General features: G+C 37.4%; 25 protein-coding genes and 1 pseudogene. 23 read left to right on the top strand and 3 right to left on the bottom strand.

Annotated features, from left to right (window positions below; all coding sequences use genetic code 11):
* Positions 1–152 precede the first annotated feature (152 nt).
* From BN358_RS20770 to BN358_RS20760, 3 genes are read left to right on the top strand one after another with little or no spacing between them, the layout of a single operon-like run.
* Positions 153–914 (top strand): MerR family transcriptional regulator, encoded by a 762-nt coding sequence (locus BN358_RS20770; RefSeq protein WP_019230465.1) that lies wholly within the window; start codon positions 153–155, stop codon positions 912–914.
* Between the two features lie 55 nt (positions 915–969).
* A complete protein-coding gene (locus BN358_RS20765; protein ID WP_019230464.1) occupies positions 970–1698 on the top strand; it encodes an ABC transporter ATP-binding protein in 729 nt (242 codons plus the stop codon).
* Positions 1685–2428 carry an ABC transporter permease gene (locus tag BN358_RS20760; RefSeq protein ID WP_019230463.1) on the top strand — a complete coding sequence of 248 codons (744 nt, stop codon included), beginning with the start codon at positions 1685–1687 and terminating at the stop codon, positions 2426–2428. Before BN358_RS20765 ends, BN358_RS20760 begins: the two co-directional genes overlap by 14 nt.
* Before the next feature lie 103 nt (positions 2429–2531).
* On the opposite strand, the gene BN358_RS20755 is transcribed toward BN358_RS20760, so the two are convergent.
* Positions 2532–3698, bottom strand: coding sequence for a M20 family metallopeptidase (locus BN358_RS20755; RefSeq protein WP_019230462.1), 1167 nt, complete (start codon positions 3696–3698; stop codon positions 2532–2534).
* A 220-nt stretch (positions 3699–3918) separates the two neighbouring features.
* Here BN358_RS20755 and murB point away from each other — a divergent pair, with 220 nt between their 5' ends.
* From murB to rbsK, 16 genes and pseudogenes are all read left to right on the top strand, one after another.
* Positions 3919–4851 (top strand): UDP-N-acetylmuramate dehydrogenase, encoded by a 933-nt coding sequence (gene murB / locus BN358_RS20750; RefSeq protein WP_019230461.1) that lies wholly within the window; start codon positions 3919–3921, stop codon positions 4849–4851.
* Between the two features lie 105 nt (positions 4852–4956).
* Positions 4957–5694 carry a PHP domain-containing protein gene (locus tag BN358_RS20745; RefSeq protein WP_019230460.1) on the top strand — a complete coding sequence of 246 codons (738 nt, stop codon included), beginning with the start codon at positions 4957–4959 and terminating at the stop codon, positions 5692–5694.
* 14 nt (positions 5695–5708) lie between these two features.
* Positions 5709–6563 (top strand): RNase adapter RapZ, encoded by an 855-nt coding sequence (gene rapZ / locus BN358_RS20740; protein ID WP_019230459.1) that lies wholly within the window; start codon positions 5709–5711, stop codon positions 6561–6563.
* A gap of 12 nt (positions 6564–6575) precedes the next feature.
* Entirely contained in the window at positions 6576–7544 is a 969-nt protein-coding gene (yvcK, locus tag BN358_RS20735) for a uridine diphosphate-N-acetylglucosamine-binding protein YvcK (RefSeq protein ID WP_019230458.1), read from the top strand.
* Between the two features lie 16 nt (positions 7545–7560).
* Positions 7561–8307, top strand: a complete 747-nt coding sequence (locus tag BN358_RS28435) for a SpoIIE family protein phosphatase (protein ID WP_019230457.1) — start codon at positions 7561–7563, stop codon at positions 8305–8307.
* Between the two features lie 43 nt (positions 8308–8350).
* A complete protein-coding gene (locus BN358_RS28430; RefSeq protein WP_255346924.1) occupies positions 8351–8650 on the top strand; it encodes a PP2C family protein-serine/threonine phosphatase in 300 nt (99 codons plus the stop codon).
* A 122-nt stretch (positions 8651–8772) separates the two neighbouring features.
* Complete coding sequence (locus BN358_RS20725) at positions 8773–10056, top strand: glucose-6-phosphate isomerase (RefSeq protein WP_019230456.1); 1284 nt, start codon at positions 8773–8775, stop codon at positions 10054–10056.
* Positions 10057–10113: 57 nt separating this feature from the next.
* Positions 10114–10947, top strand: a pseudogene (locus tag BN358_RS20720) (S1 RNA-binding domain-containing protein); the annotation flags it as partial.
* A gap of 369 nt (positions 10948–11316) precedes the next feature.
* The gene (deoD, locus tag BN358_RS20715) at positions 11317–12018 is read left to right on the top strand and encodes a purine-nucleoside phosphorylase (RefSeq protein ID WP_019230454.1); all 702 of its coding nucleotides are present in this window, start codon (positions 11317–11319) and stop codon (positions 12016–12018) included.
* A gap of 24 nt (positions 12019–12042) precedes the next feature.
* A complete protein-coding gene (locus BN358_RS20710; protein WP_019230453.1) occupies positions 12043–13443 on the top strand; it encodes an ADP-ribosylglycohydrolase family protein in 1401 nt (466 codons plus the stop codon).
* Position 13444: 1 nt separating this feature from the next.
* Positions 13445–14590, top strand: a complete 1146-nt coding sequence (locus BN358_RS20705; RefSeq protein ID WP_019230452.1) for a BMP family ABC transporter substrate-binding protein — start codon at positions 13445–13447, stop codon at positions 14588–14590.
* A gap of 199 nt (positions 14591–14789) precedes the next feature.
* On the top strand, positions 14790–16343 hold the full coding sequence (locus BN358_RS20700) for an ABC transporter ATP-binding protein (RefSeq protein ID WP_019230451.1): 1554 nt from the start codon (positions 14790–14792) through the stop codon (positions 16341–16343).
* Complete coding sequence (locus tag BN358_RS20695; protein ID WP_019230450.1) at positions 16333–17403, top strand: ABC transporter permease; 1071 nt, start codon at positions 16333–16335, stop codon at positions 17401–17403. Before BN358_RS20700 ends, BN358_RS20695 begins: the two co-directional genes overlap by 11 nt.
* Position 17404: 1 nt before the next feature.
* Entirely contained in the window at positions 17405–18325 is a 921-nt protein-coding gene (locus BN358_RS20690) for an ABC transporter permease (RefSeq protein WP_019230449.1), read from the top strand.
* A gap of 98 nt (positions 18326–18423) precedes the next feature.
* Positions 18424–19368: a nucleoside hydrolase gene (locus BN358_RS20685; RefSeq protein ID WP_019230448.1), complete on the top strand. Its 945-nt coding sequence runs from the start codon at positions 18424–18426 to the stop codon at positions 19366–19368.
* Positions 19369–19384: 16 nt separating this feature from the next.
* On the top strand, positions 19385–20272 hold the full coding sequence (rbsK, locus tag BN358_RS20680) for a ribokinase (RefSeq protein WP_040584099.1): 888 nt from the start codon (positions 19385–19387) through the stop codon (positions 20270–20272).
* Between the two features lie 41 nt (positions 20273–20313).
* Here the strand turns inward: rbsK and BN358_RS20675 are convergent, their stop codons facing one another.
* Both BN358_RS20675 and BN358_RS20670 read right to left on the bottom strand, forming a co-directional pair.
* The gene (locus BN358_RS20675; protein WP_019230446.1) at positions 20314–20517 is read right to left on the bottom strand and encodes a cold-shock protein; all 204 of its coding nucleotides are present in this window, start codon (positions 20515–20517) and stop codon (positions 20314–20316) included.
* A gap of 143 nt (positions 20518–20660) precedes the next feature.
* Positions 20661–20861, bottom strand: coding sequence for a cold-shock protein (locus BN358_RS20670; protein ID WP_019230445.1), 201 nt, complete (start codon positions 20859–20861; stop codon positions 20661–20663).
* A gap of 300 nt (positions 20862–21161) precedes the next feature.
* Between BN358_RS20670 and BN358_RS20665 the strand changes: the two genes are divergently transcribed.
* From BN358_RS20665 to alr, 4 genes are all read left to right on the top strand, one after another.
* Positions 21162–22157: an LCP family protein gene (locus BN358_RS20665; RefSeq protein ID WP_019230444.1), complete on the top strand. Its 996-nt coding sequence runs from the start codon at positions 21162–21164 to the stop codon at positions 22155–22157.
* A gap of 29 nt (positions 22158–22186) precedes the next feature.
* Entirely contained in the window at positions 22187–23188 is a 1002-nt protein-coding gene (locus BN358_RS20660; protein ID WP_019230443.1) for an LCP family protein, read from the top strand.
* Between the two features lie 70 nt (positions 23189–23258).
* On the top strand, positions 23259–24224 hold the full coding sequence (locus BN358_RS20655) for an LD-carboxypeptidase (RefSeq protein ID WP_019230442.1): 966 nt from the start codon (positions 23259–23261) through the stop codon (positions 24222–24224).
* Between the two features lie 100 nt (positions 24225–24324).
* Positions 24325–25479 carry an alanine racemase gene (gene alr / locus BN358_RS20650; RefSeq protein WP_019230441.1) on the top strand — a complete coding sequence of 385 codons (1155 nt, stop codon included), beginning with the start codon at positions 24325–24327 and terminating at the stop codon, positions 25477–25479.
* Positions 25480–25481: the final 2 nt, after the last annotated feature.

Genomic DNA, 25481 nt, shown 5'->3' with positions numbered 1-25481 from the left:
CGTTGTTCAATGGACATACGCTTGTTTTTATTTTCCGGTAAATGTATTCTAATGCTTGAACTTTTTATTTCTTTTAGTTACAATTAAAACCATCCACTATAACACCAGACTTTCATATGGTGATATTGTAGTGAATAACGGTGGTGATATATATGAATACTTATAAAACATCAGAAGTTGCACATATAATCGGAATACATCCGAACACAGTGCGACTTTATGAAAAACTTGAACTTATTCCAAAACCAGAACGAATGGCAAATGGCTATCGTGTTTTTACAGATTTTCATGTGGAGCAGATTAAATTTGTCAGAACAGCATTAAAGGTTGAAGTTTTGCAAAATGGTCTTAGGAAACAAGCAATAGATATTATTAAAATCTCAGCTTCCGGGAATTTTAATAAGGCTATTCATATGACTGAAAGTTATTTGCTGCAAATAAGAAATGAACAAAGAAATGCCGAAGAAGCCATAGAAATTACGGAAAAACTGCTATCAGGCAGCAATGAAGCAACAGAAACTGCTGTATTGACCAGAAAAGAAACAGCTGATTATTTACATATTTCTATGGATGCTTTAAGAAATTGGGAAATGAATGGTCTTTTGACCATAAAACGAAGGCAGAATGGTTACCGCGTTTATGGGGATGAAGATATAAGAAGGCTTAAAATAATTCGTTCTTTGCGTTGTGCCAATTACTCCCTTTCGGCTATATTGCGAATGTTGAACACATTATCAAAAAATCCTTCAGCAGATATACGGCAAGCCATTGACACGCCAAAAGAAAACGAAGATATTATTTCCGTATGTGATAAGCTGATTACATCTTTACGTTTAGCTGAACAAAATGCAGAGGCAATGCTTACGCATCTTGAGAATATGAAAAAACAAATTATATTAAACCCTACACTTTAACACCAGACTTCCTGCTGGTGTTATTCTTTTATAAAGAATAACAGGAGGATATTGAATGGAAACAACCATTGAAGTAAAAAAACTATGTAAGTCCTACGACACCATTAAAGCAGTAGAGAATATAAATTTCTCAATTTGCCGCAAAGAAGTGTTTGGATTGTTGGGCGCAAACGGTGCCGGTAAAAGCACGACTATTGAGTGCATTTTAGGAACAAAAAAGCAAGATAGTGGAACGGTATCAATTTTGGGAATGAATCCGCAAAAAGAACGGAAAAAACTGTTTGAAAATGTTGGTGTTCAATTTCAGGAAGGGTACTATCAGGACAAAATCAAGGTATCTGAACTCTGTGAAGTTACAGCATCCCTTTACAAGGAACCTTCGGATTATGTGGCTCTGCTAAAACAATTCGGCCTTCAAGAAAAGTCAAAAAGCATGGTCAGTGACCTCTCGGGAGGTCAGAAGCAACGGCTGTTTATTGTGCTTGCTCTGATTCCAAACCCTGAAGTTGTTTTTTTAGACGAGCTTACCACAGGTTTGGATGTCAAGGCACGGCGGGATGTTTGGAAAAGCCTTTCTGAGCTAAAAGCAAAGGGGCTTACTGTTTTGTTGACTTCACACTTTATGGATGAGGTAGAAGCCCTTTGCGATAAAATTATGATATTAAAAAAGGGGAAAGCAGTCTTTTATGGTACAGTGAGAGAAGCAGTTGAGGCAAGTCCTTATGATAAATTTGAAGATGCGTATCTTTGGTATACAGAGGAGGAAGAAAATGAAAGCATTTAAAATATTGCTTAAAACTGAAAGCAGATTGTCACTTCGCGGCATGGATATGTTTATTTTTGCCATATGTATGCCGGTCATCGTTGTTGTTATTATAGGCGCAGTTTTCCGAAACAGATCTGCTTTTGACGGAGCTGGGTATACATTCTTGGAACAGTCCTTTGGTGCAGTATCAACAATTGCAATTTGTGCAGGAGGTGTAATGGGACTGCCGCTTGTAGTATCGGATTATCGAGATAAAAAAATATTAAAGAGGTTCAAGGTAACGCCAATCAGTCCGGCACTTATACTGGCAGTACAGGTATGTATTTACACAGTGTATTCTATTGCTTCACTTATTCTTGTTTATGTTACAGCATCTGTATTTTTCGGCTATGAATTAAGTGGGTCGTGGATAGAATTCCTAGGCGGCTACTTTCTTGTAATGCTTTCCATGTTCAGCATTGGGCTTTTGGTTGGAGGAATATCACCTAACACGAAAATAGCAAGCGTTATAGCAAGTCTGTTATACTTTCCCATGCTTATTTTCTCAGGAGCTACTCTTCCTTATGAGGTTATGCCCCTTGTGCTTCAAAATATAGCTGATATACTTCCGTTGACACAAGGAATTAAACTTCTGAAAGCTGCTTCTCTTGGATTACCAATGGACAGTGTTATTGTTCCTGTCATTGTGATGATTGTAATTGCAACAATATGCACAATCATTTCCCTTAGGTTTTTTAAGTGGGAATAACATAACTTGACAGACGATGCTTTATCCTAAAAAGCCTTCAATTGCAAAATACAATAGAAGGCTTTTTAAACTTTGTTACGGCCAATTTAGTTTGTCTATATACTTATTTTTCAACGTTGTCAAATTCAAACTTTATTTTTTCATACAAATCTTTATTTTCTATTACTTCAGCAGCAGTGAGCACCAAAGCAGCAATTGTGTTTTTCATCTGCTCTTTGGCATAATCTGTTAACGTGGCACTTGCCATTTCTCTGGTGTGAGCAACAATTGATTTATCATTTGTTATGTCAAAGTATGGATGTATTGCAGGGCACACCTGGCTTACCTGTCCGGCGTCAATACTGCCTGTGCTTTTCGAAGGTTCCTGCATTTTAATTCCTGCTACTTCATAAATTTTATTGTTGAATACATCAGACAATGATTGATTTGTGACCATGTTGTCGTAATTGAATTCGAATTTGGTCATTTTAAGTTCGCATCCTGTTGCAAGGGCAGCACCTCTTGCACAGTTTTTAACCTTTTCAAGAAGTTCCATATTGTATGTCTTTGATGTGGAACGAACATAAAACTGAGATTTTGAATAATCAGGAACAATATTAGCTGCCTTTCCGCCGTCAAGGATTACACCGTGAATTCTTGAATCACTTTTTACATGCTCTCTCAATGCATTGATGCTGTTAAATGTTTGTATTGCTGCATCAAGTGCGTTTACTCCTTTATCCGGAGCAGCTGCTGCATGAGCAGTCTTTCCGAAAAATTCAAACTGAATTGGTTCAAGAGCAAGAGAAGAACCGCTTTTAGTATATTCATTTCCCGGATGGGCCATCATTGCAATATCCACGTTGTCGAATTCATGATTTTCAACATAGGCAACCTTTGCTCCGCTTGTTTCTTCAGCAGGAGTTCCAAACACCACAACTGTTCCTCCGATTTCATCTATGATGTGTTTAAGAACAATGCCCGCTCCTGTGCTTACTGTTCCAAGAATGTTGTGTCCACAGCCATGTCCTATGCCAGGAAGGGCATCATATTCAGACATGTATGCAACTGTTATTCCATCCTTGTTGCTTTTGTATTCTGCTTTAAATCCTGTTTCAATGCCTGAAAAGTTTTCTTCAACTTTAAAGCCGTACTTGCGCAAAATATCGCAGTGGAGTCTGCATGAGTTGAATTCCTCATATCCCAATTCAGGATTGTTGTATATTTCCAGACTAAGTTCATCCAGCTCCGGAGCAAGTTTATTGATTATATCCATAACTTTGTTTTTCATTTTTAAACTCCCACAATTAAATTTTATTTAGTCAATTACTATTAGAACAATATTATATTTATTCACCATCAATATTATCATTATTAATAAACGTTGTCAATTTTAATTGTAAAAAACACAGGCTTTAAAAGCTTCTCTCAGAAGAATAATAAAAATATATCTTTTAAAAATATGAAAGAAATGTTAAAATGTAACTAGTAAGATTAGAAAGGGTGAAGTAATGGAATATCAGTCAAAAATTTATGAACTTTACAAGGATATGACTTCAAATATCAAAGGAAGAGTCCTTAAGGATGAGCCATTAAAAAATCACACTTATTTTAAAATAGGAGGCCCTGCAGGCATACTTGCAGAACCTGAAAATACAGAAGATTTAAAAACAGTTTTAAAGCTGATAAAAAAACATGATGTAGATTGTTTTATAATAGGAAATGGAACAAATTTGTTGGTTTCAGACGATGGTTACAATGGAGTAATTGTAAAAATAGGTGAAAATTTCGACTATTTTTCAAAGGTTGAAAACAAAGTGACAGTGGGTGCAGGAACTTTATTGTCAGTACTAGCTAAATATCTTGCAAGGGAAAGCCTTGCAGGCTTTGAATTTGCCAGCGGAATTCCGGGATATATTGGCGGAGCCGTATACATGAATGCAGGAGCTTACGGCGGTGAAATGAAAGATGTTGTGAAAAAAGTTCGCTGCATAGATCTTGATGGAAATATGCATGAATTCACAAATGAGGAAATGGAGTTTTCATACAGACACACAAAGCTAACGGATTCAGACCTCATAGTTCTTGAAGCAGAGCTTGAACTTACATACGGCAACAAAGATGAAATTATGGAAATTATCAGGGATTTAAATGAAAAGAGAATCACAAAACAGCCTCTTAACCTCCCTAGTGCCGGAAGCACTTTCAAAAGACCTGCAAACGGATATGCTTCAAAGCTTATTGAAGATGCCGGACTTAAAGGGCTGAGATACAAAGGTGCAATGGTATCCGACAAGCACAGCGGCTTTGTTGTGAACTACGATAATGCAACGTGTGAAGATGTTCTCGGACTCATGAGAATAGTTATTAGCACTGTCAATGATAAATTCGGCATAATTTTAGAACCTGAGATAAAAATAGTAGGAACTACATTAAATAATTAAGAATGAAGAATTAAGAATTAAATGAAAGAAAAAGTGCTGTGCACTTTTTCAACCATAATTTTTAATTCTTAACTATTAATTCTTAATTAATACAACGGAGGGTTTATGAAATTAAGAGCTGATTATCATATGCATTCAACATATTCAAGGCGCAATCACGGCAAATCTACAATTGAGGAAATTGCTGAGGAGGCTGTGAAAAAAGGTCTTGAAGAAATTGCCATAACAGATCACGGCCCTAAACACTACATGTTTGGAGTTCAGGAGCACAGGATGGCAGAAGCCAAATCAATAGTTGAAAAAATGCGTTTAAAATATCCGCAGCTTAAAATACTTTACGGAGTCGAGGCAAATGTGCTTGACTATGAAGGGCATACGGACATAAGCAGCGAGGTATTAAAACAATGCGACATTATTCTTTGCGGGTTTCATTTAGGAGCATTGTTCACTACGCCGAGCGATTTCTGGAATTTCATCGTAATGAACAAGTTGGGGAAAAACAACAAATCCTTAAGAGAAAAAATGATACAAAAAAATACGGAAGCATTCATCAAGGCCATGGACAAATATAAAATTGACATTTTAACCCATCCCGGTGACAAAATCCCGCTGGATATTGATAAAATTGCAGCCATGGCTGAAAAAAAAGGAGTAATTCTTGAAATAAACAACAGCCACGGACATTTGAACGCAGAAGAAATAAAAATTGCTTCAAAGTACAACGTTAAGTTTGCAATAAATTCAGATGCCCATGTTAAAGAAAGAGTGGGAAGCTTTGAGGAAGCACTGAATGAAGCAAAAAAAGCAAATCTCGATTTGAAAAGAATCATAAATCTGGTGTAGAAAAAGGTAATGATATGGAGTTTGTAATAATAACGGGAATGTCAGGCGCCGGAAAGAGCCAGGCAATTAAAATATTAGAAGACATAAACTATTACTGTATGGATAACTTGCCTCCGGCACTGCTTCCAAATTTTGCAGAGCTTTGTTCAAGTTCTTCAAAGGACGTAAACAAGGTTGCTGTGGTTGCAGACATAAGGGGAGGCATATTTTTCAAGGATCTGTTCAACAGCCTTGATGAATTGAAAAACAAGGGCATTAAGTACCACATATTGTTCCTGGATGCTTCAGACGAAGAGCTTGTGAAAAGATATAAGGAACAAAGACGTCCTCATCCATTAAGTTCAACAGGAACAATAGTGGATGGAATTCATGAAGAAAGACTTAGCCTTGAAGAGGTTAAAAAAAGATCAGATTACATCATTGACACAACCAGCATGAAAATGGGACGGCTTAAAGAAGAACTTTTAAGTATTTTCGTGCAGGGCAATATTTCATACAACATAAATATTACGGTTATGTCCTTTGGCTACAAGTATGGACTGCCGCAAGATTCGGATTTGGTTTTTGATGTGAGATTCCTGCCTAATCCGTTTTACATAGAGGAGCTTAAATCTTTTACGGGAAACGACAAGAATGTTCAGGATTATGTCATGGGATTTGATACTACATCAACATTTATCGAAAAATTAAAAGACATGCTCTTTTTTCTTTTGCCTCACTACATCAAGGAAGGGAAATCCAATCTTGTTATTTCCATAGGATGTACCGGTGGCAAGCACCGCTCTGTTACAATTTCAAATCACATTGCTTCAATACTCAGCAATGAAAACTACAGAGTGCTTTTAAATCACAGGGATGTTGAAAAATAAAGAGGGGTATTTATGAAGATAGTGGTATTCGGAGGCGGAACAGGCCTTTCCATATTGCTCAGAGGACTTAAAAAATATACTAAAGACATATCTGCAATTGTAACGGTGGCTGACAACGGAGGAGGCTCCGGAGTGCTCCGTGAAGACCTTGGAATGCTGCCGCCCGGTGACATGAGAAACTGTATCATAGCACTTTCCGATATAGAGCCCATAATGGTGAGCCTCATGCAGCACAGGTTCAACGATGGGTATTTAAAAGGACAGAGTTTTGGTAATCTTTTAATTGCAGCAATGTATGAAATTTTTGGAGATTACGAGCATGCTCTTAAAGAAATAGGAAGCATATTCAGACTTTCAGGAAAAGTTCTTCCCATGACGCTGCAGGATGCCCAGCTTAAGGCACACCTTGACAATGGAGAATGTATACTGGGAGAAAAGGATATACCTGATTATGTGAGCAAATCAAGCTGCAAAATTGACAGGGTTTCTCTTGTTCCTGAAATATGCACACCTTTGGAAGAAACTCTCAAGGACATAAAGGAAGCAGACATTGTGCTTCTTGGACCGGGAAGCCTTTATACAAGTGTCATACCAAACATTTTGGTCAGCAATATTACTGAAGCCATAATTGATTCAAAGGCTAAGGTTTTTTACATATGCAATCTCATGACTCAGCCCGGAGAAACAGACAATTACAACGTATATGACCATGTGAATGCAATAATCAAACACAGCAGCAGGTATCTTATTGACTACGTGATTGCAAATGATGAACTTATTTCAGATAATCAGATACAAAATTACAAGTTCAAGGGAGCAAAGCAGGTTCTTGTGGATGAAGACCAGATTAAAAAACTTGAAGAAATGAACATAAAGGTAATAAGCAGCGACTTTACGGAAATAAAGAAAAATTATATAAGGCATAACTCGGAAAAAATCGGACAATTGTTGTTTAATTTCGTTGCGGAAAAAAATAAATAATCAAGGATGTGATCCTATGGCAGAAAATAAAAAAATAAATGAAAATCAACTTGTTATAGTTGACGGTATGATAGACTGGGTCAGAGTAGTTGACAAAAACAACAGGGTCATGTATGCCAACAAGAAAATGAAGGAAGATTTAGGCGAGGAAATTGTAGGGAAAAGATGCTACGATGTTTTCTGCCAGAAGAACAAGTGTGATTACTGTATATCAAGCATTACAATGGAACACGGTTCAATAATGAAAAAGCAGTCGACTATTGGTGACAATACATACATGGTTATTTCTTCTCCGCTTATAGATGAAGATGGAGAAATAATGGGATCAGTAGAAGTTTTCAGAGACATAACCACAGAAATTAAGCTCACAAAAAAAATAAGCGAAAAAAATAAAAAAATGAGCGATGACATAAATTTTGCCAAAAACATGCAGATTCGAATGCTCCCGCCCAAGGGAATGTACAACGGAGTGAATATTGATTATTTGTACGAATCTTCAGAAGGTTTAAGCGGCGATTTTTTTGATGTGTTTAAAATAGACGATGACAATACGGGAATATACATATGCGATGTTGTTGGTCACGGTGTTTCTGCCTCTCTGCTCACTGTCTTTGTCAGGCAGTCATTAAGAACCATAGCCAAGGGACACACCCTTATAAACAGTATAATGAAGGAACTGCACAAAACATTTCTTTCATTGAATCTGGATTATGACAAATATTTTTCTGTGTTTTTCGGAATATACAATAAAAAAACAATGTGAATTTCAATATGTTAACGCAGGACACAATTCAGAACCCATTTTATTGGGGAAGGATGGAAGTGTTGCAAAACTCATGGCCAAGGGTTATCCAATTGCAAATATATTTGACAACGTGCAATATGATGTGAATACTATAAAATTTCATGTGGGAGACAGGATTTTCTTTTACACAGACGGTATTACTGAAGCAGCAAATGAAGATGGACTGCAGTATGGAGCTGAAAGAATAATAAACATAATAAAGAACGACAAAAATATTCTGGAAAACTTAAAATCATCTCTGGATGATTACTGCAAGGATCACAAGGACGACTACGCTGTATTGATGGCAGAAATTATATAAAACAATTAAAAATTAAGAATGAAGAGTGAAGAATTAAACGAATGAATTGCGCTAAGGCGCAATTCCAACTATCAATTCTTAATTCTTAACTCTTAATTATTCATTAAATAATGGGGGTTGGAATGGAAGATATTGTACTTGATTTAAATGGAAGCTTTATTGCTTTGGACGAGATGAATAGTATAAAGACGGAAATAATGAATGCCCAGGAAACACTGCTTGACAAAAAAGGCATAAGCAGCGAAATGACAGGCTGGATTGACTTCATGGATACAATGGACAAAAAAGAATATGAAGAGATTAAGAAATGCGGAAAGTTTATAAATGAAAACTGCGATGCTTTTATAATTCTTGGAATAGGAGGGTCTTATCTGGGAGCAAAGGCGGCTATTGAAGCTGTGAGAGGTGATTTTCACAATGAACTTAAAAGTCCTCAAGTTTATTATGCAGGACAAAACCTTAGCGGAGCATATTTAAAAAAGTTAATAGAAGTAATAAAAAATAAGGAAGTTTGCGTAATTGTAATTTCAAAATCAGGAACAACCCTTGAAACAGCCTTGTCGTTCAGAATAATAAGAAATCTCATGGAAGAAAAATACAAGGATGAAGCAAAAAACCGAATTTTTGCAGTGACAGACAAAAATAAGGGCGCATTGAAAACAATGGCTGATCTTAACGGATATAAAACATTTGTGATTCCAGACGACATAGGAGGAAGGTATTCAGTCATTACGCCGGTAGGGCTTCTTCCAATGGCTGCAGCAGGAATAAACACGGACGAATTTATAAGAGGCCTTAAATCCGGAAGAGATGAATACACAAAAAGAGATTTTCATGATAATATATGCTGCCTTTATGCAGCTGCAAGAAATATACTCAATAGAAGAGGAAAAGAAATTGAAATTCTTGTAAATTATGAACCATGCTGCATATCCATAGCAGAATGGTGGAAGCAGTTGTTTGGAGAAAGTGAAGGAAAAGAAGGAAAGGGAATATTTCCGGCAAGCCTTAATTTCACTACTGATCTGCACTCCATGGGACAGTTTGTTCAGGATGGCAGAAAAATAATTTTTGAAACAACGATTTTTGTTGAAAATGCAGGAGATGACATGGAAGTTCCCATTGACGGGGATGATTTTGACAAGTTAAACTACATAGCAGGCAAAAAATTAAGTTACATAAACCAAAAGGCATTTGAAGGAACATTCATGGCACACTCTGAAGGTGATGTTCCGGGAATTATAATAAGAATTCCTGCCATGAACGAGTTTTACCTGGGAAAGCTTTTTTACTTTTTCATGATGACCTGCGGTATAAGTGGGTATACTAACGGTATAGACCCGTTTACACAGCCCGGAGTTGAAGCATACAAGAAAAACATGTTCAGACTCCTTGGTCGTCAGTAACAGTAAATATGCTACATAACCAGCATGCAACACAAAAAACGAAAACAAGGAGAACATATGATAAAATTAGGAGAAATGCAAGAGCTAGTAATAGCTAAGAAAGTTGAATTCGGAGTATACCTGGTAAGCCCCGACGACGTTAGAGGAGAGGACAAAATTCTGCTGCCGCAAAAACAGGTGCCGGAAGATGCACAATCAGGAGACAAAATAGCCGTATTTGTGTACAGGGATTCAAGCGACAGAAAAATAGCAACTACAAAGAGACCAAAAATAGTGATGGGTGAAATTGCATATTTGAAGGTTGCAGAAATGTCAAGAATAGGAGCATTCATGAACTGGGGTCTTGAAAAGGACTTGTTCCTTCCTTTCAAGGAACAGGTTGGAGACATAAAGCTTAACGGTGAATACTTAGTAGGGCTTTATATTGACAAGTCAGACAGACTTTGTGCAACTATGAACCTGTTCAAGGTTTTGAGAACCGATTCTCCATACAAAGTAAACGACATGGTTAAAGGAACAGTGTTCAGCCTCAAGAGAGGACTTGGTGCAATGGTTGCTGTTGACGGAAAATATCTTGGACTCATTCATGAAGGTGAAATATTAAAACCCATGAGACCGGGGGATGAAGTAGAGTTAAGAGTGAGCAATGTTAAGGAAGACGGCAAACTTGATTTAAGCCTAAAGGATGCCCCAAGACTTCAAATTGATAAGGACGGCGAAAAGGTATTAAGCGTATTGATGAAAAACAAAGGCCAGTTAAAACTAAATGACGAAAGCAGTCCAGAAGCAATTTACGAAGCACTGAACATGAGCAAGGGTTCATTTAAAAAAGCAATAGGAAGGCTCATGAAAAAGGGGATAATAGATATCACCAGGGAAGGCATACGCCTTGCAGAAAAAAAATCCGGATATGAAAACAAAAATCAGGGGCCAAAGTCAGACTACAAAAATGTCGACAGAAATAATAAAAGAACCAGCAGGAGCAATGACAGCAGAAACTCCGGCTATAAAACAAGTGACAACAGAAACATGAACAAAGACGGAGAAAGAAAAAGTCACAGTAATTTCAAAAACAATGAAGTGAGACAATCATACAACGACAAAAATAAAGAAAGAAACAGCACAATAAACAAAAGAAAATAAGCTCAGTATTGACAAAAATACTTTAAAGAAGTACTATTTATAGTGCATATGCATAGGAAGCAAGCATATTTATAATTTATTCCAATGAAAAAATACATACGCAAAAGGAGAAATAATATGTCTACACCTCACAATAATGCTGTCCAAGGTCAAATAGCTGAAACAGTGCTTTTACCTGGGGACCCTTTAAGAGCAAAATTTATCGCTGAAAATTTTTTAAGCGATGTTGAACAGTTTAATGCAGTAAGAAACATGTTTGGATATACAGGAACCTACAACGGAAAGAAAGTGTCAGTAATGGGCACAGGAATGGGTTGCCCATCCATAGGTATTTATTCTTATGAATTGATACACATGTATGGTGTTAAAAATTTAATAAGAATCGGTTCATGCGGAGCATATGACCCTAATTTGGAGCTGTTTGACATAGTTATTGCAATTGGAGCAAGCACTGATTCAAATTACGCTTCTCAGTACAATTTGCCGGGAACATATTCAGCTACTGCATCATGGGATTTGCTTTCAAAAGCAAAACAAGTTGCTGATGAAAACAACATAAAGGCAACTGTAGGAAACATAGTTACTTCAGACATATTCTACCATGATGAACCTGAATCATGGAAAAGATGGGCTAAAATGGGTTGCATTGCAGCAGAAATGGAAACATATGCATTGTACTGCAACGCAAACAGAGCTGGAGTGAATGCACTTACCATACTTACAGTATCAGACTCAATAGCAAGAGAATCAGAAACTACAGCTGAACAAAGAGAAAAAGGATTCAAGGACATGATGAAAATTGCCTTGGAACTGGCATAACAAACGTATCAGAAAGGAAGTTGTATGAAGAAAGCTTGGGAATTAGCGTACGATATATATTCCAACGCAAAGCCTTCGGTATTAAGTTCTGAAGAGCAGGGCTGGGGCGCATTGAAGGAAGTTTCAAATTTCTATGACAATTTGTTGAGCCTTGACTGGTCAAGCAATGTTCCGGGTTCCGGAGCTCCAGAAAAAATCATGGTTGCATCCATACAAGCGTTGGAAAACAGAGGTTATAAAGTTGACAGAGCTTATGGGCTCCTGGAAGAAGGAATGAAAGCTCATGCTGATGGCGACAAAGTACGACTGCAGAAAATTTCAGCAGAAATAAAAAATGAATTCATGAATGCCAAGAAAGACGAAGCGTCTCCTTATTGGCAATATAAATTTTACAACACATTCGAAGAGTATGAAAAATCTGTAGAATTTAAAGGTGAAGTTGATGTTGACATAAATAGTGAAACGTTTAAAGACAGCATCAGGGCAGCATGGATGTCCCAGCTCATAGGGGCTGCCATGGGAACTATGGTTGAAGGATACACATCTGAAAACCTTTATAAAGCTTTCGGGGACGTAAAGGACTACATAAGAGAACCAAACACTTACAATGACGATATAACATTTGAATTAGCATTTCTTGATGCTTTCAAAGAAAAGGGATATGCTGTAACCAGCAAGGATATTGCCCTTTCTTGGATTGGGCTCATACCATGCGGATGGTCAGCTGAAGAAATTGCTTTAAGAAACATAAGAGCAGGATTTATGCCTCCGGAAAGCGCAAGCTTCAATAATCCATTCAATGAATGGATTGGTGCTCAAATGAGAGGAGCTATTTGCGGAATGGTTGCACCTGGAAATCCAAGGCTTGCTGCAAAACTTGCCTGGACAGACGGAGAAGTATCCCACATAAACAACGGAATACTTGGTGAAGTATTCAATGCAGTGATGACATCATTATCTTTTGTAATGAGTGATGTAAAGGAAATAGTGCATACTGCAATTTCATCCATACCGGAAGACAGCGAATATTATTCTGTTGTAAAATTTGCTTACGATAGCTGCCTGAAACACAGCGACTGGCATGATGCTCTTAAGGACTGCCAGGAAAAATATATAAAATATAACTGGATTCACGCTTATCCAAATGCGTGCTGTGAAATAATCGCGCTCATGTACGGCGACGGCGATTTCGACAAAACACTTAACATAGTAACAATGTGTGGAATCGATGCAGACTGCAATGCAGGCATGATTATGCCTGTTTTGGGAATTCAAAAGGGAATGCGTATCATTCCAAAACGACTAATCGTTCCGGCATTTGACAAACTTGTGACCTATATGCGCAGTTACGAAGAAATCATGCTTGATGATTTAGTCAATGATACTTTAAATTATATTACAAAAGCAAAAAGTAGGAGGAACTAAAATGAAAAAAGCACTATCTTTGTTACTTGTAGTCATGATGATTTTCTCTTTGGCCGCATGTGCAAAACAAGAAACACCTGCACCAGCACCTTCAGGTGAAACACCGGCTGCAGAAACACCAGCAAAGCCATACAAAGCTGCTTTGTTGTTAAACGGAACTTTAGGAGATAAATCATTCTTTGATTCAGCTAATGAAGGACTTCAGAAATTGAAGGATGAAGTAGGCGCAGACGTTTTTGATTTTAAAGTTGAACAAATGGGAGCAACTGCTGCTGATGAGCCAAAATGGACACCAACATTGCTTGACTACTGCGAAAGCGGAGAATATGATGTAATAATCATAGGAACATGGCAAATGATTGAAGGTTTGGCTGATGCAGCTGAACAATTCCCTGATCAGAAATTCATGTTCTTCGATGAAACATTTGATTTCACTTCAGGAGATTACAAAAACATTTATAACGTTCTTTACAAACAAAACGAAGTTTCTTTCTTGGTTGGAGCTGCTGCAGCTATGATGACAACTGATGAAAGCCTTCCAATGGTAAATCCTGCAGATAAAACAATCGGATTCCTCGGCGGAATGGAAAACCCAATAATCAACGACTTCCTTCTTGGTTATATTCAAGGAGCAAAGTATGTTGAGCCAGATGTAAAAGTTGCTATAGCATATGTAGGTAACTTCTACGATTCAGCTGTTGGTAAAGACCTTGCATTGGTTCAATACCAAAACGGCGCTGACGTAGGATACAACGTTGCCGGAGCAGCAGGATTAGGACAAATCGATGCAGCTGCTGATGCTAAAAAATATGCATTCGGCGTTGACTCAGACCAGGCTGCATTGTTGCCTGAAAAAGCAGAATTCATACCTACATCAGCTCTTAAAAATGTAGGAAACTCTCTGTACAGAGCAATTAAGCTTGACATGGAAGGAAAACTTACATACGGCGTTGCAGAATCTTTAGGTTTTGCTGAAGGCGGAGTTAACCTTGTAAAAGATGCTCACTATGAAGAAATGCTTTCTGAAGAAATCAGAACTAAAATCGATGAATTAGAAGCAAAAATCGTAAGCGGAGAAATAGTTGTTGATTCAGCTTTAGGAAAAACTACTGAAGAAATCGAAGCTATTAAAGCATCTGTAAAATAATTTATTTCCAGTTTAAATTAATCAGTAACAAGTAATACTGATTTAAATATTGGTAAATTAACAGTCAGGCTTAGCCTGACTGTTAATATAATTAGCTGACAAACAAATCCGGCGAGGGCCAGATTATTAATAATTAACAAATGCTGACTATAACTAGCTGTCAATTGTTAGTTATTAATTATATAAAACGGAGGTAACAATGAGCGAAAAAGTGCTGCAAATGAACAATATTATGAAAATATATCCAAATGGGGTAGTTGCAGTTGAAGACGTGACATTTGAATTGGAAAAGGGAGAAATCCATGCTTTGCTGGGAGAAAACGGAGCAGGCAAAAGCACACTTATGAAGGTCTTGTTCGGAATAGAAGCTCCGGAGCAAGGAAAAATAATTTTAAACGGCACTGAAACTACAATAAAGTCTCCTCAGGATGCTATAAAAAAAGGTATAGGAATGGTACATCAGCATTTTATGCTTGTTCCTTCGTTGACTGTTGCTGAAAATATTGTTCTTGGAACAGAACCTAAAAAAAGAGGAACGTTTATAGATATGGATAAAGCTGTTGAGCTTTCCCAGGAGATTGCCGAGAAATATAATTTTGAAGTGGATGTCAGAGAAAAGGTAGAGGAACTTCCTGTAGGAATCAAGCAAAAGGTGGAAATACTCAAGGCTCTTTACAGAGGAGCCGACATATTGATACTGGATGAGCCTACAGCTGTTCTTACTCCGCAGGAAACTGACGAGCTGTTTGTTCAGCTTAAAAAACTTAGAGAAGCAGGTCACACAATTATTTTTATTTCTCATAAACTTGATGAAATCAAGGAAATATGCGATAGGGCCACAATCATGCGAAACGGCAAGAGCAAGGGAACTTATTTTGTAAAAGACATTTCAACTAAAGAGATGTCAAGGCTCATGGTTGGAAGAGATGTTGTGCTCACATTTGACAAGAAGCCTCTGGACCTTAAAGAAACCGTGTTGAGAGTAAGAAATCTGTGTGTTTCCGGTTCAACGGGAGTAAAAAGAGTGAACAACTTATCATTTGACCTTAAGGCCGGTGAAATTTTCGGAATTGCCGGGGTAGAAGGAAATGGTCAAGGACATCTGGTTGAAGTGCTTACAGGTCTTTCTAAAAAATACATGGGAGAGATTTCTGTTTTTGGAATGGAAGCTAAAAAACATTCTATAAAAGAAATAAGAGAACTTGGCATGGCTCATATTCCCGAAGACCGTATGACACTGGGATGCGCAAAAAACATGAACATAATGGATAACATGTTTTCAAATCAATATGACAGCCCTGAATATTCAGGTAAGGTTATGCTAAAGGGCAAAAAAATCGAAAAAAGAGTCAATGAACTTATAAAGGAATATCTTGTGAAGTGCAAATCTTACAAGCAAAATGTGGGAATGCTTTCAGGAGGAAACATTCAAAAGGTTGTTGTTGCAAGAGAATTTTCTACAAATCCTAAAATTATTATAGCAAACCAACCTACACGCGGTATTGACGTTGGAGCTGCAGCATTTATAAGACAAAGAATAATTGAATTCCGTGAAGCAGGCAGTGCAATAATACTTATTTCTGCAGACCTTAATGAAATTTTGGAACTAAGCGACAGACTTGCTGTTATATATAAAGGACAATTTGCAGGCGTGTTCAATGACGTTAAAAATGTTACAGAAGGCGAACTGGGCGAATACATGCTTGGTATTAAAAAAGACGACAAATTGGAGGGAATAATATATGAACAGTAACACAAAGTTTAATGTGCTCAGGACTGTACTGTCAGTAGGTATTGCACTTTTAATATCATTCGGCATAATATTCTTGACCAGCAAGGAACCGGTCAATGCCATAGTACAGCTTTTAACAGGGCCGCTGCAGAGTCAGAGACGTTTCGGCAATGTTATTGAGGCCATGATCCCGCTCATATTCACAGGTGTAGGCGTGAGCATCATGTTTGCAGCAAATGAAATAAACCTGGCCGGTGAAGGCGCTTTTCATTTAGGAGGACTCGTTGCAACTTATGTTGCCCTCAATACAACTCTTCCTTCAGGAATAAGTCCCCTTGTATGTATTTTGGCGGCAGGATTTTTCGGAGCAATGGTTACTACAGTACCGGCGGTTTTAAAAATAAAGACTGAATCAGACGTCCTGGTATCATCTCTCATGATGAACTATTTGATATTATATTTTGCAAACTATGTGCTGAGCAATTTCTTAAGGGATCCAAATGCAGGAGCAGTTGTTTCATTTGCTGTTCCCCAAGCAACACAGCTAAACACAATATTCACTGGCACAAGAATTCACATAGGACTGTTTATTGCTCTTGCAGTGGCAGTGTTCGGATACATCTTCATGTTCAAGACAAGAATAGGTTATGAGCTTCGCCTCACCGGTGAAAACAGATCATTTGCCAGATACTCAGGTATCAATGTTATCAAAATAACACTGATTTCACAGCTTCTTGGCGGATTCATATTCGGTATAGGTGGCGGAGTTGAACTTCTTGGAATGTACAACCGCTTCACATGGACTTCACTGCTTGGTTATGGATGGGATGCCATCATCATAACAACGCTGGCTAAAAAGAATCCTCTTTATGTGCCATTTGCAGCGTTCTTCCTGGCTTACTTAAGAACAGGAGCTTCAATTATGGCCCGTTCAACAGACGTTGTTACAGAAATAGTTACAATTACTCAGGGAATAATTATTCTACTGGTTGTTGCTGAGCAATTCCTGAGCAAGTACAAACATAAAATGATAGCAAAAGAAGCTAAGGCTACATTAACTAACGAAACGGAGGGTGAATAACATGATATTTGAAGCTATTATATCTCCTGAATTTTTAAATGCAACCCTCAGAGCAACAACGCCAATATTGTTTGCAGCACTGGCATCGGCCGTGGCTTCAAAATCAGGCATTACCAACATGGCTCTTGAAGGAATTATGCTGTTTTCGGCACTTTTCGGTGTAATATTCAGTGCAGCATTTCAAAGCGCATGGATGGGACTTTTGGTTACAATGATTATAGGTGGTTTCATAGGATTTTTTCTGGCATTTTTCGTATTGAGGCTTAAGACTGATGAAATACTTGCAGCAATTGCCATAAACCTTATAGCAAACGGAGCTACAATACTAATTCTCTTGGCAGTGTCAGGAGACAGAGGAGTATCATCTTCAATACAAAGTTTGCAGATTCCAAGAATTCCCATACCTGTAATAGAAAACATTCCGTTTTTGGGAAGGGTTATTTCAAACCAGAACATTTTGACATATGTTTCTCTCATAATGGTTGTAGTGGTTCACATGTTCCTGTATAAAACTCCATTGGGATTAAGAATAAGGGCCGTTGGAGAAAATAAAGACGCTGCAGAATCTGTTGGTATAAGCTCAAAGAAAGTTAAGTACATTTCACTTATTATAAGCGGAGTTCTTGCTTCCATAGGAGGTTTCTTCCTTTCAGGCGGATACCTTACATATTTCACAACAGGAATGAGTGCCGGCAGAGGTTTTATAGCTCTTGCTGCTGCTTCAATGGGTGGAAACACTCCAATAGGAGCATTCCTTGTATCAATTTTATTCGGAGCTGCACAGGCTTTTGCAAACATACTGCAGCTTGGGTCATGGCCTTATGAACTCATACAAATGCTTCCATATTTCGCAACATTGTTGGGACTTGGAATTTACAGCTATATAAGAATGAAGAAAAGACAAAGACTCACAGGAAAGTAAATTCAATTAAGAATGAAGAGTTAAGAATTAAGAATTGTGGGAGATTTGTGCTTAGGCACAAATCTTTCAATTTAATTTTATGTACAATCGGAGGAATAATGAAAAAGAGAAACATTATAATAGACTGCGATCCGGGAATCGATGATGTGGTAGCTCTTTGCTTTGCAGCAGCAAACAATGACAAATTTAATATCCTTGGAATAACAACCGTGGCAGGAAATCAGACTATAGATAAGGTTACAGACAATGCACTTGGACTCATGTCATTTTTAAACAGCGACATAAAGGTTGCTAGGGGAGCAAAAGGACCGCTTATAAGAGAAAAGAGGCCGGCTATTAACGTCCATGGAGAAAACGGAGTTGGAGATTACCAGTTCCCCAAAACTAAAGAACTTTATTCCAACAATGCAGTAACATTTTTAAGAGATACAATAATGGCTTCAGAAGAAAAGGTGACTTTAGTTCCTGTTGGACCGCTTACAAACATAGCTCTTCTTATAAAGACTTTTCCGGAAGTTATGGACAAAATAGAAATGCTTTCAATAATGGGAGGAGCCGTTTGGGGCGGAAATACATCAGGTACTGCAGAATTCAATGTGTGGGCTGACCCTGAGGCTGCAAGAATTGTCTTTGATTCTAAACTTCCAATTGTCATGAGCGGCCTTGATGTTACTCACAGCTGCGGACTTTTCAGGGAAGATGTCAACAACTTGTTGAAAAGTGAAGGCAAAGTTACTCGCATGTGTGGAGAAATTCTAAATTTTTACTTTAAAGGCGACCATGTGAAGAAAGGAACATTCACTCCCATACATGATGCATGTGCCCTTATGTGCCTCATTTATCCTGAGCTTTACAAATCAAGACATATGCCTGTTCAAGTTGACTGCTCAGAGGGCCTGAACAGAGGAAATACAGCTTGTGATGTAAGAGAATGGATTGATTACGACGAAACATATCCTAAGGTTTTGCTGGATGTTGATCTGGAAAAATGCAGGGAGATTTTGCTGGAAAGTTTATATAATCTTGATAAAATTGTTAAATAACAAGGGAGGAATAGTAATGGGAAAAACAGTAGTTGTGGGCAGCATAAATGTGGACCTGGTATTCACTTCTGAAATAAGGCCTAAGGCAGGAGAAACTGTAATGGGCAGCACATTTTCAACCATACCTGGAGGCAAGGGTGCTAATCAGGCTGTTGCAGCTAGCAAGCTTGGGGCTTCAAGTTGCATGGTGGGCTGCATTGGAAACGATCAAAACGGTGAATTTTCAATTAATAATTTAAACCTCATGAATGTTGACACTTCCTGCATCGAAAAAACTGACAATGCCCCTACAGGAGTTGCAAACATTGTTGTTGCTGAACATGACAACAGCATAATAGTAATTGCAGGAGCTAATTATGAAATTACAAAAGAGGACATAGACAACTGCAAGGATGTTATTCTTTCTGCAGACATAGTACTTCTGCAGCTTGAAATTCCTCTGGATGTTGTTGAATATACTGCAGATATGTGCAGGAAAAACAATGTGAGAGTTTTATTAAACCCTGCTCCGGCAGTTGAGCTTCCAAAAACACTCATAGAAAATGCAACATATATAACTCCAAATGAGCATGAACTCAACATTATTTTAGGAAAACAAAACAATGTTGATGAAACCATAAAAATGTATCCCAATAAAATTATTGTTACAATGGGTTCAAAGGGAGTTAAATATTTTGACGGAAGTGAAATGAAGATTGTTCCTTCATACAATGTTGAAGTTGTAGACACCACAGGAGCTGGAGACACATTCTGCGGAGGGCTGGCTGCAGCATTGGTAAGAGGAGACAAACTTGAAGATGCTATTAAGTTTGCTAACAAGGCAGCAGCAATTTCCATAACAAAGCTTGGTGCACAAAGCGGCATGCCCACATTGGAAGAATTCAATAATTTTAAATTTAAGTAAAATAAAAAGCGCATACTAGTATGCGCTTTGACTTTTGACAATTATTTTATAACTGTTACGTTTGCAGCCTGTGGACCTCTTTGACCATCCACAACTTCAAATTGAACATCTTGGCCTTCTTCTAAAGTTTTAAATCCGTTAGAAGCAATAGCTGAAAAATGAACAAATACATCATTTCCATCTTCACAAGAAATAAATCCGAATCCCTTTGCTGAATCAAACCATTTAACTTTACCTGTTTTCATTAAATCCTCCGTGTTTTTAAATTAAATTTAATTATTAATGAAAAAGAACTACATTGTAGTTCTTATCATGTTTCATTGAAATACCAATATTAATATAAGTAATTGCTATATCTATATTAATTATTATTTCTAAAAAACAAATACTACGCTACAGTAACGTTGCTAGCTTGTGGACCTTTTTGTCCATCAACGATATCAAAGTTTACCTTTTGTCCTTCTTCTAATGTTTTGAATCCATCAGATACGATTGCAGAGAAATGTACGAATACATCTTTGCCGTCATCGCAAGAAATAAATCCAAAACCTTTCTTAGAATCAAACCATTTAACTGTGCCTGTTTTCATTAAAAAAATCCTCCGATATTAAAAAAGATACATGTATTATAACAATTTTTTTTGTAAATTGCAATACATATTTATGAAAAAAATCCGAAAAAATTCGACTGTGCAAAAGAACTAGAATTTAAACTATAGTAAAAATTATTACATGTCATGAAAATGTTTTTATATAACGAATAGAAAGTGCATATTACGCATATTTATTTATATAATTTTTGCAGAATACCAATTGAAATAAATGTAAAGCTTTGATATAATTATTTGGTATAATAAATCACAGATACCGTAAAAATATAAGGTGAACTCATGATAAGACATTTCTTAAAGATTTTTTTTGCTTCACTTGTTTTAATTGCAATAATTTTAAGTGTAACAGCTTTAGGATATATAATTATAATCGACAAGGACATGGTTATAGGTTCAATTAAGGGTGCAGAAACTGACAAAAATGAACAAGAAGTCATGTTTTATGAGTCAAGCACATTTAATTATGAAAGCGAAATAGGAAGGGCTGCAAGAAACAGCAAAAGATTCAATGTTCTTCTTGTAGGGCTTGAAAATTCAAGATCAGACACCATAATGCTTGCCAGTTATGATACAGAGAACAAGACTGCTGATTTGATTTCAATTCCAAGGGATACATACTGCCCGAGAAATGCAGATGACAGTCCTGATTTGAAAAAGATAAATGCAGTATACGGTCAGGAAGGAATAGAAGGACTTACATCAACCGTACAGGATTTATTGGGAGTACCACTGGAAAAGTATATTATAATTGATTATGAGGCTTTGGTTGCCTGTGTGGACCTATTAGGAGGCGTAGAAGTGAATGTGCCGTTTCATATGCAATATTCCGACCCATATGATGATCCGCCGTTACACATAGACATACCTGAAGGAACACAGATTTTAAACGGAGAACAAGCTTTAAAATATGTAAGGTTCAGAAAAGGATACAGCAATCAGGATTTAGGAAGAATTCAGGCTCAACAGGAATTTTTGAAATCCGCTTTAAAAAAAGCGCTAGGACTAAAACTCCCTTCTTTAATAAAGGAAGCTTATTCATATATTGAAACAAATGTAACAGTTACGGATTTAATGAGCCTTTCTGGTGATGTAATAGGATTTTCAGCAGACAAAATAAGCATGAATACATTGCCTGGAATGGAGACACCTTTAGAAGGATTGTCATTTTACATTCCGGATGAAGATGGTATAACAAGTATGGTTAAAGATATGTACAAATCTAAAAAAATTACAGATAATGGCACAACGGGGGACACAGAAACAAAGACAAATTAATATGCAATCAACTGAAAGGTGGATAATAAATGAAACAATTTATAAAGATATTTTTCTTATGGCTGGTTATATTTACAGCTGTAATTTCAACCGGAATTTATACTTACGCTAAATTTGCTTATCCCGATAGTCAAGTAGAAAATCTTCCCGGTGAAGAAAATCAAACTGCTGACGAGGATGAAAACACTGAATTTGATACACCGTTGGAAAAAGCAATACATGAAAGCAATCGCATAAACGTGTTGGTTGTTGGGCTTGAGGGAACAAGATCAGACACTATAATGCTTGCAAGCTTTGACAGAAAAACTAAGGAAGCTGATATTATTTCTATTCCCAGAGATACATATTATTTCAGAGAAGGATACTCAAAATATGCTGACACGCAAAAAATAAATGCAGTATATGGCATGGAAGAAGAAGGCATAAAAGCACTTGTAAAAGCAATTGAAGAACTTACCGGGCTTCCCATAGACAATTATGCCACAGTTGACTATGACGGAGTAAGGGCTGCCGTAGACGCCATAGGAGGCGTGGAAGTGAACGTACCGTTTCACATGAGATATACAGATCCTTACGCTAAACCTCCGCTTGACATCAACATAAAGCCGGGAAAACAAATAATATATGGAGACAATGCCATAGAATTTTTGAGGTTTAGAAAATCAAACTATGAAGGATATTATGGTTACGCTAACGGTGATTTGGGAAGAATTGAAGCTCAACAGAATTTTGTGAAATCAGCTGTTAAAAAAGCCATGAGCTTGAAAATCATAAACGTGATAAATGCCGTTTATCCGTATGTTGAAACAGACTTGACACTTACAAATCTTCTTGCTCTTGGAAAAGATGCAATAGGTTTCTCTACAGAAAATCTGGAAGCCACTACATTGCCAGGCACAGACAAAATGGCAGGCGGACTATCATTTTACTTTCCTAACGGCGAAGAAATGACAAGGCTTGTATATGACCTGTACGATGTAAATTTATCTGCATATGCCGACAAAGAAAATATAGCAGATGCTAATCAATGAAAAATTTAAGGTTCCTCGCCATAAACAGAGCGGAGAATCTTTTTATTGTTTTATTAAGGGGGAATAAAAATTGATAAAACCGATACATCTTAAAATAGGCGACAAGGTTGCTGTTGTTGCTCCTTCTTCTGCAACTGATTTGAAATCAGTTCAAAATGGAGAATTAAAAGTAAGGGCGCTTGGTCTGGAGCCTGTAATGTTTCCAACATGCTATACAAATTATGGACATCTTTCGGCACCTGATGAAGAACGGGCAAGAGACATAAACAATGCTTTCAGGAATGATGACATAAAAGGAATAATATGCTTAAGAGGCGGCTATGGAACTCCCAGAATTTTAGACATGCTTGATTATGACATGATATCAGAAAATCCTAAGGTTTTCGTGGGCTTTTCTGATATTACTGCTCTTCATGTTGCATTCAATCAAATATGCGGACTGACAACGTTCCACGGACCCATGGCAACATCAAACTATGCAAAAATACATGGCGAAAGAGTTGATTTTGAATCTTATACATATGAAAGTCTTGTAAAAAACCTGTTTTCTGATGCACCTATGGGAATACATAAAAATCCCAATGAAGAGCAATTAAAAAGTTATTGCAGAGGCTTGGGGGAGGGAATTCTCATTGGAGGAAACCTTACACTTCTTACTGCCTGCATGGGAACAAAGTATGAGGTGGATACAAGGGACAAAATATTGTTCATTGAAGAAGTAAGCGAACCAATTTACAAGATAGACCGAATGCTTACAACACTTGCTTTGGCAGGGAAGTTCAACCATTGCAGAGGAGTAATTCTCGGCACATTCACCGGGTGTGAAAGGGAGAAAAAAGCTTATGAGGGAGGATTTGACCTTCCATTGGAAAAAGTGATTGAAAACACAATTGTTCCATTCGGCAAGCCTGTCATTTACAACTTCAAAGCAGGACACAGCTTCCCGCAGCCAACATTGCCACTGGGAACATGGGTTAAAATAGACGCTGATTCTAAACAGGTTATATTTACTGAAAGCGGAGTTAAATGCAATTAAGAGTTAAGAATTAAGAGTGAAGATTTATTAGTCAAATATTATGCTGTCATCCTGACGCATGAAAGTATAATTTATCAGAAAAATTATTACAGGGGGAAATATGGAACCATTGTTAAGGGACACTTATGTTGAAATCAACCTGGATAACATTGCCTACAACATGAGAAAAATCAAGGAAATTGTAGGAAGCAATATTTCAATTGCTGCTGTTGTAAAGGCTGACGGATACGGCCACGGCGCATCTGATATTGCAGAGACGATTATGGAAAACGGCGGCGATTTTCTTGCAGTAGCCACACTCACAGAAGCGCTGCAGCTAAGAAAAAGATTTAAGGATTACAAAATATTCATCATGGGATATACTCCAGACGAATATCTTGAATATGTTGTAATAAACAACATTGTACAGACCATTTTTTCAATGAGGCAGGCAAAAATTCTCAGTGAGCTTGGAATGAAGCACAATAAAAATGCTCATGTACAAATAAAGTATGACACAGGATTTAACCGCCTTGGATACAAGGACTGCCAGGAAAGCATCAAAGAAATTGACAAAATATTTGATTTGAAGAATTTAGAAGTTGATGGAATTTTTTCACACTTTGCCCTGGCCGGAAAAAAAGAAGACGAAGAACAATATGAAAAGTTCATGAATGCTGTAGAGAAACTTGAAGCAAGTGGAAGGAAATTTAAATATAAGCACATTTGCGACAGCATTTCAGGCATTGATTATCCTCAGTACAGGCTTAACATGATAAGACCTGGAGCAATTGTTTACGGGCTTAAATCATACAAAGATGATTCGGTAAAACTTAAGCAGGTCATGACATTCAAGACAAGAATTTACCACATCAAGACACTGGAAAAAGGAGAAGGCTTAAGCTACGACTATTTGTGGAAAGCTGAAAGAAAATCTTTGGTTGGAACTCTTCCCTTTGGTTATGCAGACGGCTACCCCAGAAACCTCCGTGACAAGGGCTATGTTACAATTAACGGCAAAAAGGCACCAATAATAGGTGTAATATGCATGGACCAGTGCATGGTTGACCTGACGGACATACCGGAAGCAAAAGTTGGAGATGAAGCTGTAATATACGGAGATGGAACTTCTAACACAATGGATATCAATGAAGCATCAAGACTGGCCGGAACAAACAAAAATGAAATAGTGTGCCGCATTACAAGAAGGACACCAAGGGTATACATCAAGGACAATAAATTTTATAAGATTGTCAACTATTTGTTGCAGGAGTGATT

Origin of the sequence: Sedimentibacter sp. B4 (assembly GCF_000309315.1) — a bacterium.
Taxonomy (GTDB): domain Bacteria; phylum Bacillota; class Clostridia; order Tissierellales; family Sedimentibacteraceae; genus Sedimentibacter; species Sedimentibacter saalensis.
This window is presented reverse-complemented; position numbering and strand designations above follow the sequence as displayed.

Excerpts from the sequence above, each read along its gene's own strand:
- BN358_RS20770 (WP_019230465.1), top strand. The coding sequence starts at position 153 with ATGAATACTTATAAAACATCAGAAGTTGCACATATAATCGGAATACAT.
- BN358_RS20765 (WP_019230464.1), top strand. The coding sequence starts at position 970 with ATGGAAACAACCATTGAAGTAAAAAAACTATGTAAGTCCTACGACACC.
- BN358_RS20760 (WP_019230463.1), top strand. The coding sequence starts at position 1,685 with ATGAAAGCATTTAAAATATTGCTTAAAACTGAAAGCAGATTGTCACTT.
- BN358_RS20755 (WP_019230462.1), bottom strand. The coding sequence starts at position 3,698 with ATGAAAAACAAAGTTATGGATATAATCAATAAACTTGCTCCGGAGCTG.
- murB (WP_019230461.1), top strand. The coding sequence starts at position 3,919 with ATGGAATATCAGTCAAAAATTTATGAACTTTACAAGGATATGACTTCA.
- BN358_RS20745 (WP_019230460.1), top strand. The coding sequence starts at position 4,957 with ATGAAATTAAGAGCTGATTATCATATGCATTCAACATATTCAAGGCGC.
- rapZ (WP_019230459.1), top strand. The coding sequence starts at position 5,709 with ATGGAGTTTGTAATAATAACGGGAATGTCAGGCGCCGGAAAGAGCCAG.
- yvcK (WP_019230458.1), top strand. The coding sequence starts at position 6,576 with ATGAAGATAGTGGTATTCGGAGGCGGAACAGGCCTTTCCATATTGCTC.
- BN358_RS28435 (WP_019230457.1), top strand. The coding sequence starts at position 7,561 with ATGGCAGAAAATAAAAAAATAAATGAAAATCAACTTGTTATAGTTGAC.
- BN358_RS20725 (WP_019230456.1), top strand. The coding sequence starts at position 8,773 with ATGGAAGATATTGTACTTGATTTAAATGGAAGCTTTATTGCTTTGGAC.
- deoD (WP_019230454.1), top strand. The coding sequence starts at position 11,317 with ATGTCTACACCTCACAATAATGCTGTCCAAGGTCAAATAGCTGAAACA.
- BN358_RS20710 (WP_019230453.1), top strand. The coding sequence starts at position 12,043 with ATGAAGAAAGCTTGGGAATTAGCGTACGATATATATTCCAACGCAAAG.
- BN358_RS20705 (WP_019230452.1), top strand. The coding sequence starts at position 13,445 with ATGAAAAAAGCACTATCTTTGTTACTTGTAGTCATGATGATTTTCTCT.
- BN358_RS20700 (WP_019230451.1), top strand. The coding sequence starts at position 14,790 with ATGAGCGAAAAAGTGCTGCAAATGAACAATATTATGAAAATATATCCA.
- BN358_RS20695 (WP_019230450.1), top strand. The coding sequence starts at position 16,333 with ATGAACAGTAACACAAAGTTTAATGTGCTCAGGACTGTACTGTCAGTA.
- BN358_RS20690 (WP_019230449.1), top strand. The coding sequence starts at position 17,405 with ATGATATTTGAAGCTATTATATCTCCTGAATTTTTAAATGCAACCCTC.
- BN358_RS20685 (WP_019230448.1), top strand. The coding sequence starts at position 18,424 with ATGAAAAAGAGAAACATTATAATAGACTGCGATCCGGGAATCGATGAT.
- rbsK (WP_040584099.1), top strand. The coding sequence starts at position 19,385 with ATGGGAAAAACAGTAGTTGTGGGCAGCATAAATGTGGACCTGGTATTC.
- BN358_RS20675 (WP_019230446.1), bottom strand. The coding sequence starts at position 20,517 with ATGAAAACAGGTAAAGTTAAATGGTTTGATTCAGCAAAGGGATTCGGA.
- BN358_RS20670 (WP_019230445.1), bottom strand. The coding sequence starts at position 20,861 with ATGAAAACAGGCACAGTTAAATGGTTTGATTCTAAGAAAGGTTTTGGA.
- BN358_RS20665 (WP_019230444.1), top strand. The coding sequence starts at position 21,162 with ATGATAAGACATTTCTTAAAGATTTTTTTTGCTTCACTTGTTTTAATT.
- BN358_RS20660 (WP_019230443.1), top strand. The coding sequence starts at position 22,187 with ATGAAACAATTTATAAAGATATTTTTCTTATGGCTGGTTATATTTACA.
- alr (WP_019230441.1), top strand. The coding sequence starts at position 24,325 with ATGGAACCATTGTTAAGGGACACTTATGTTGAAATCAACCTGGATAAC.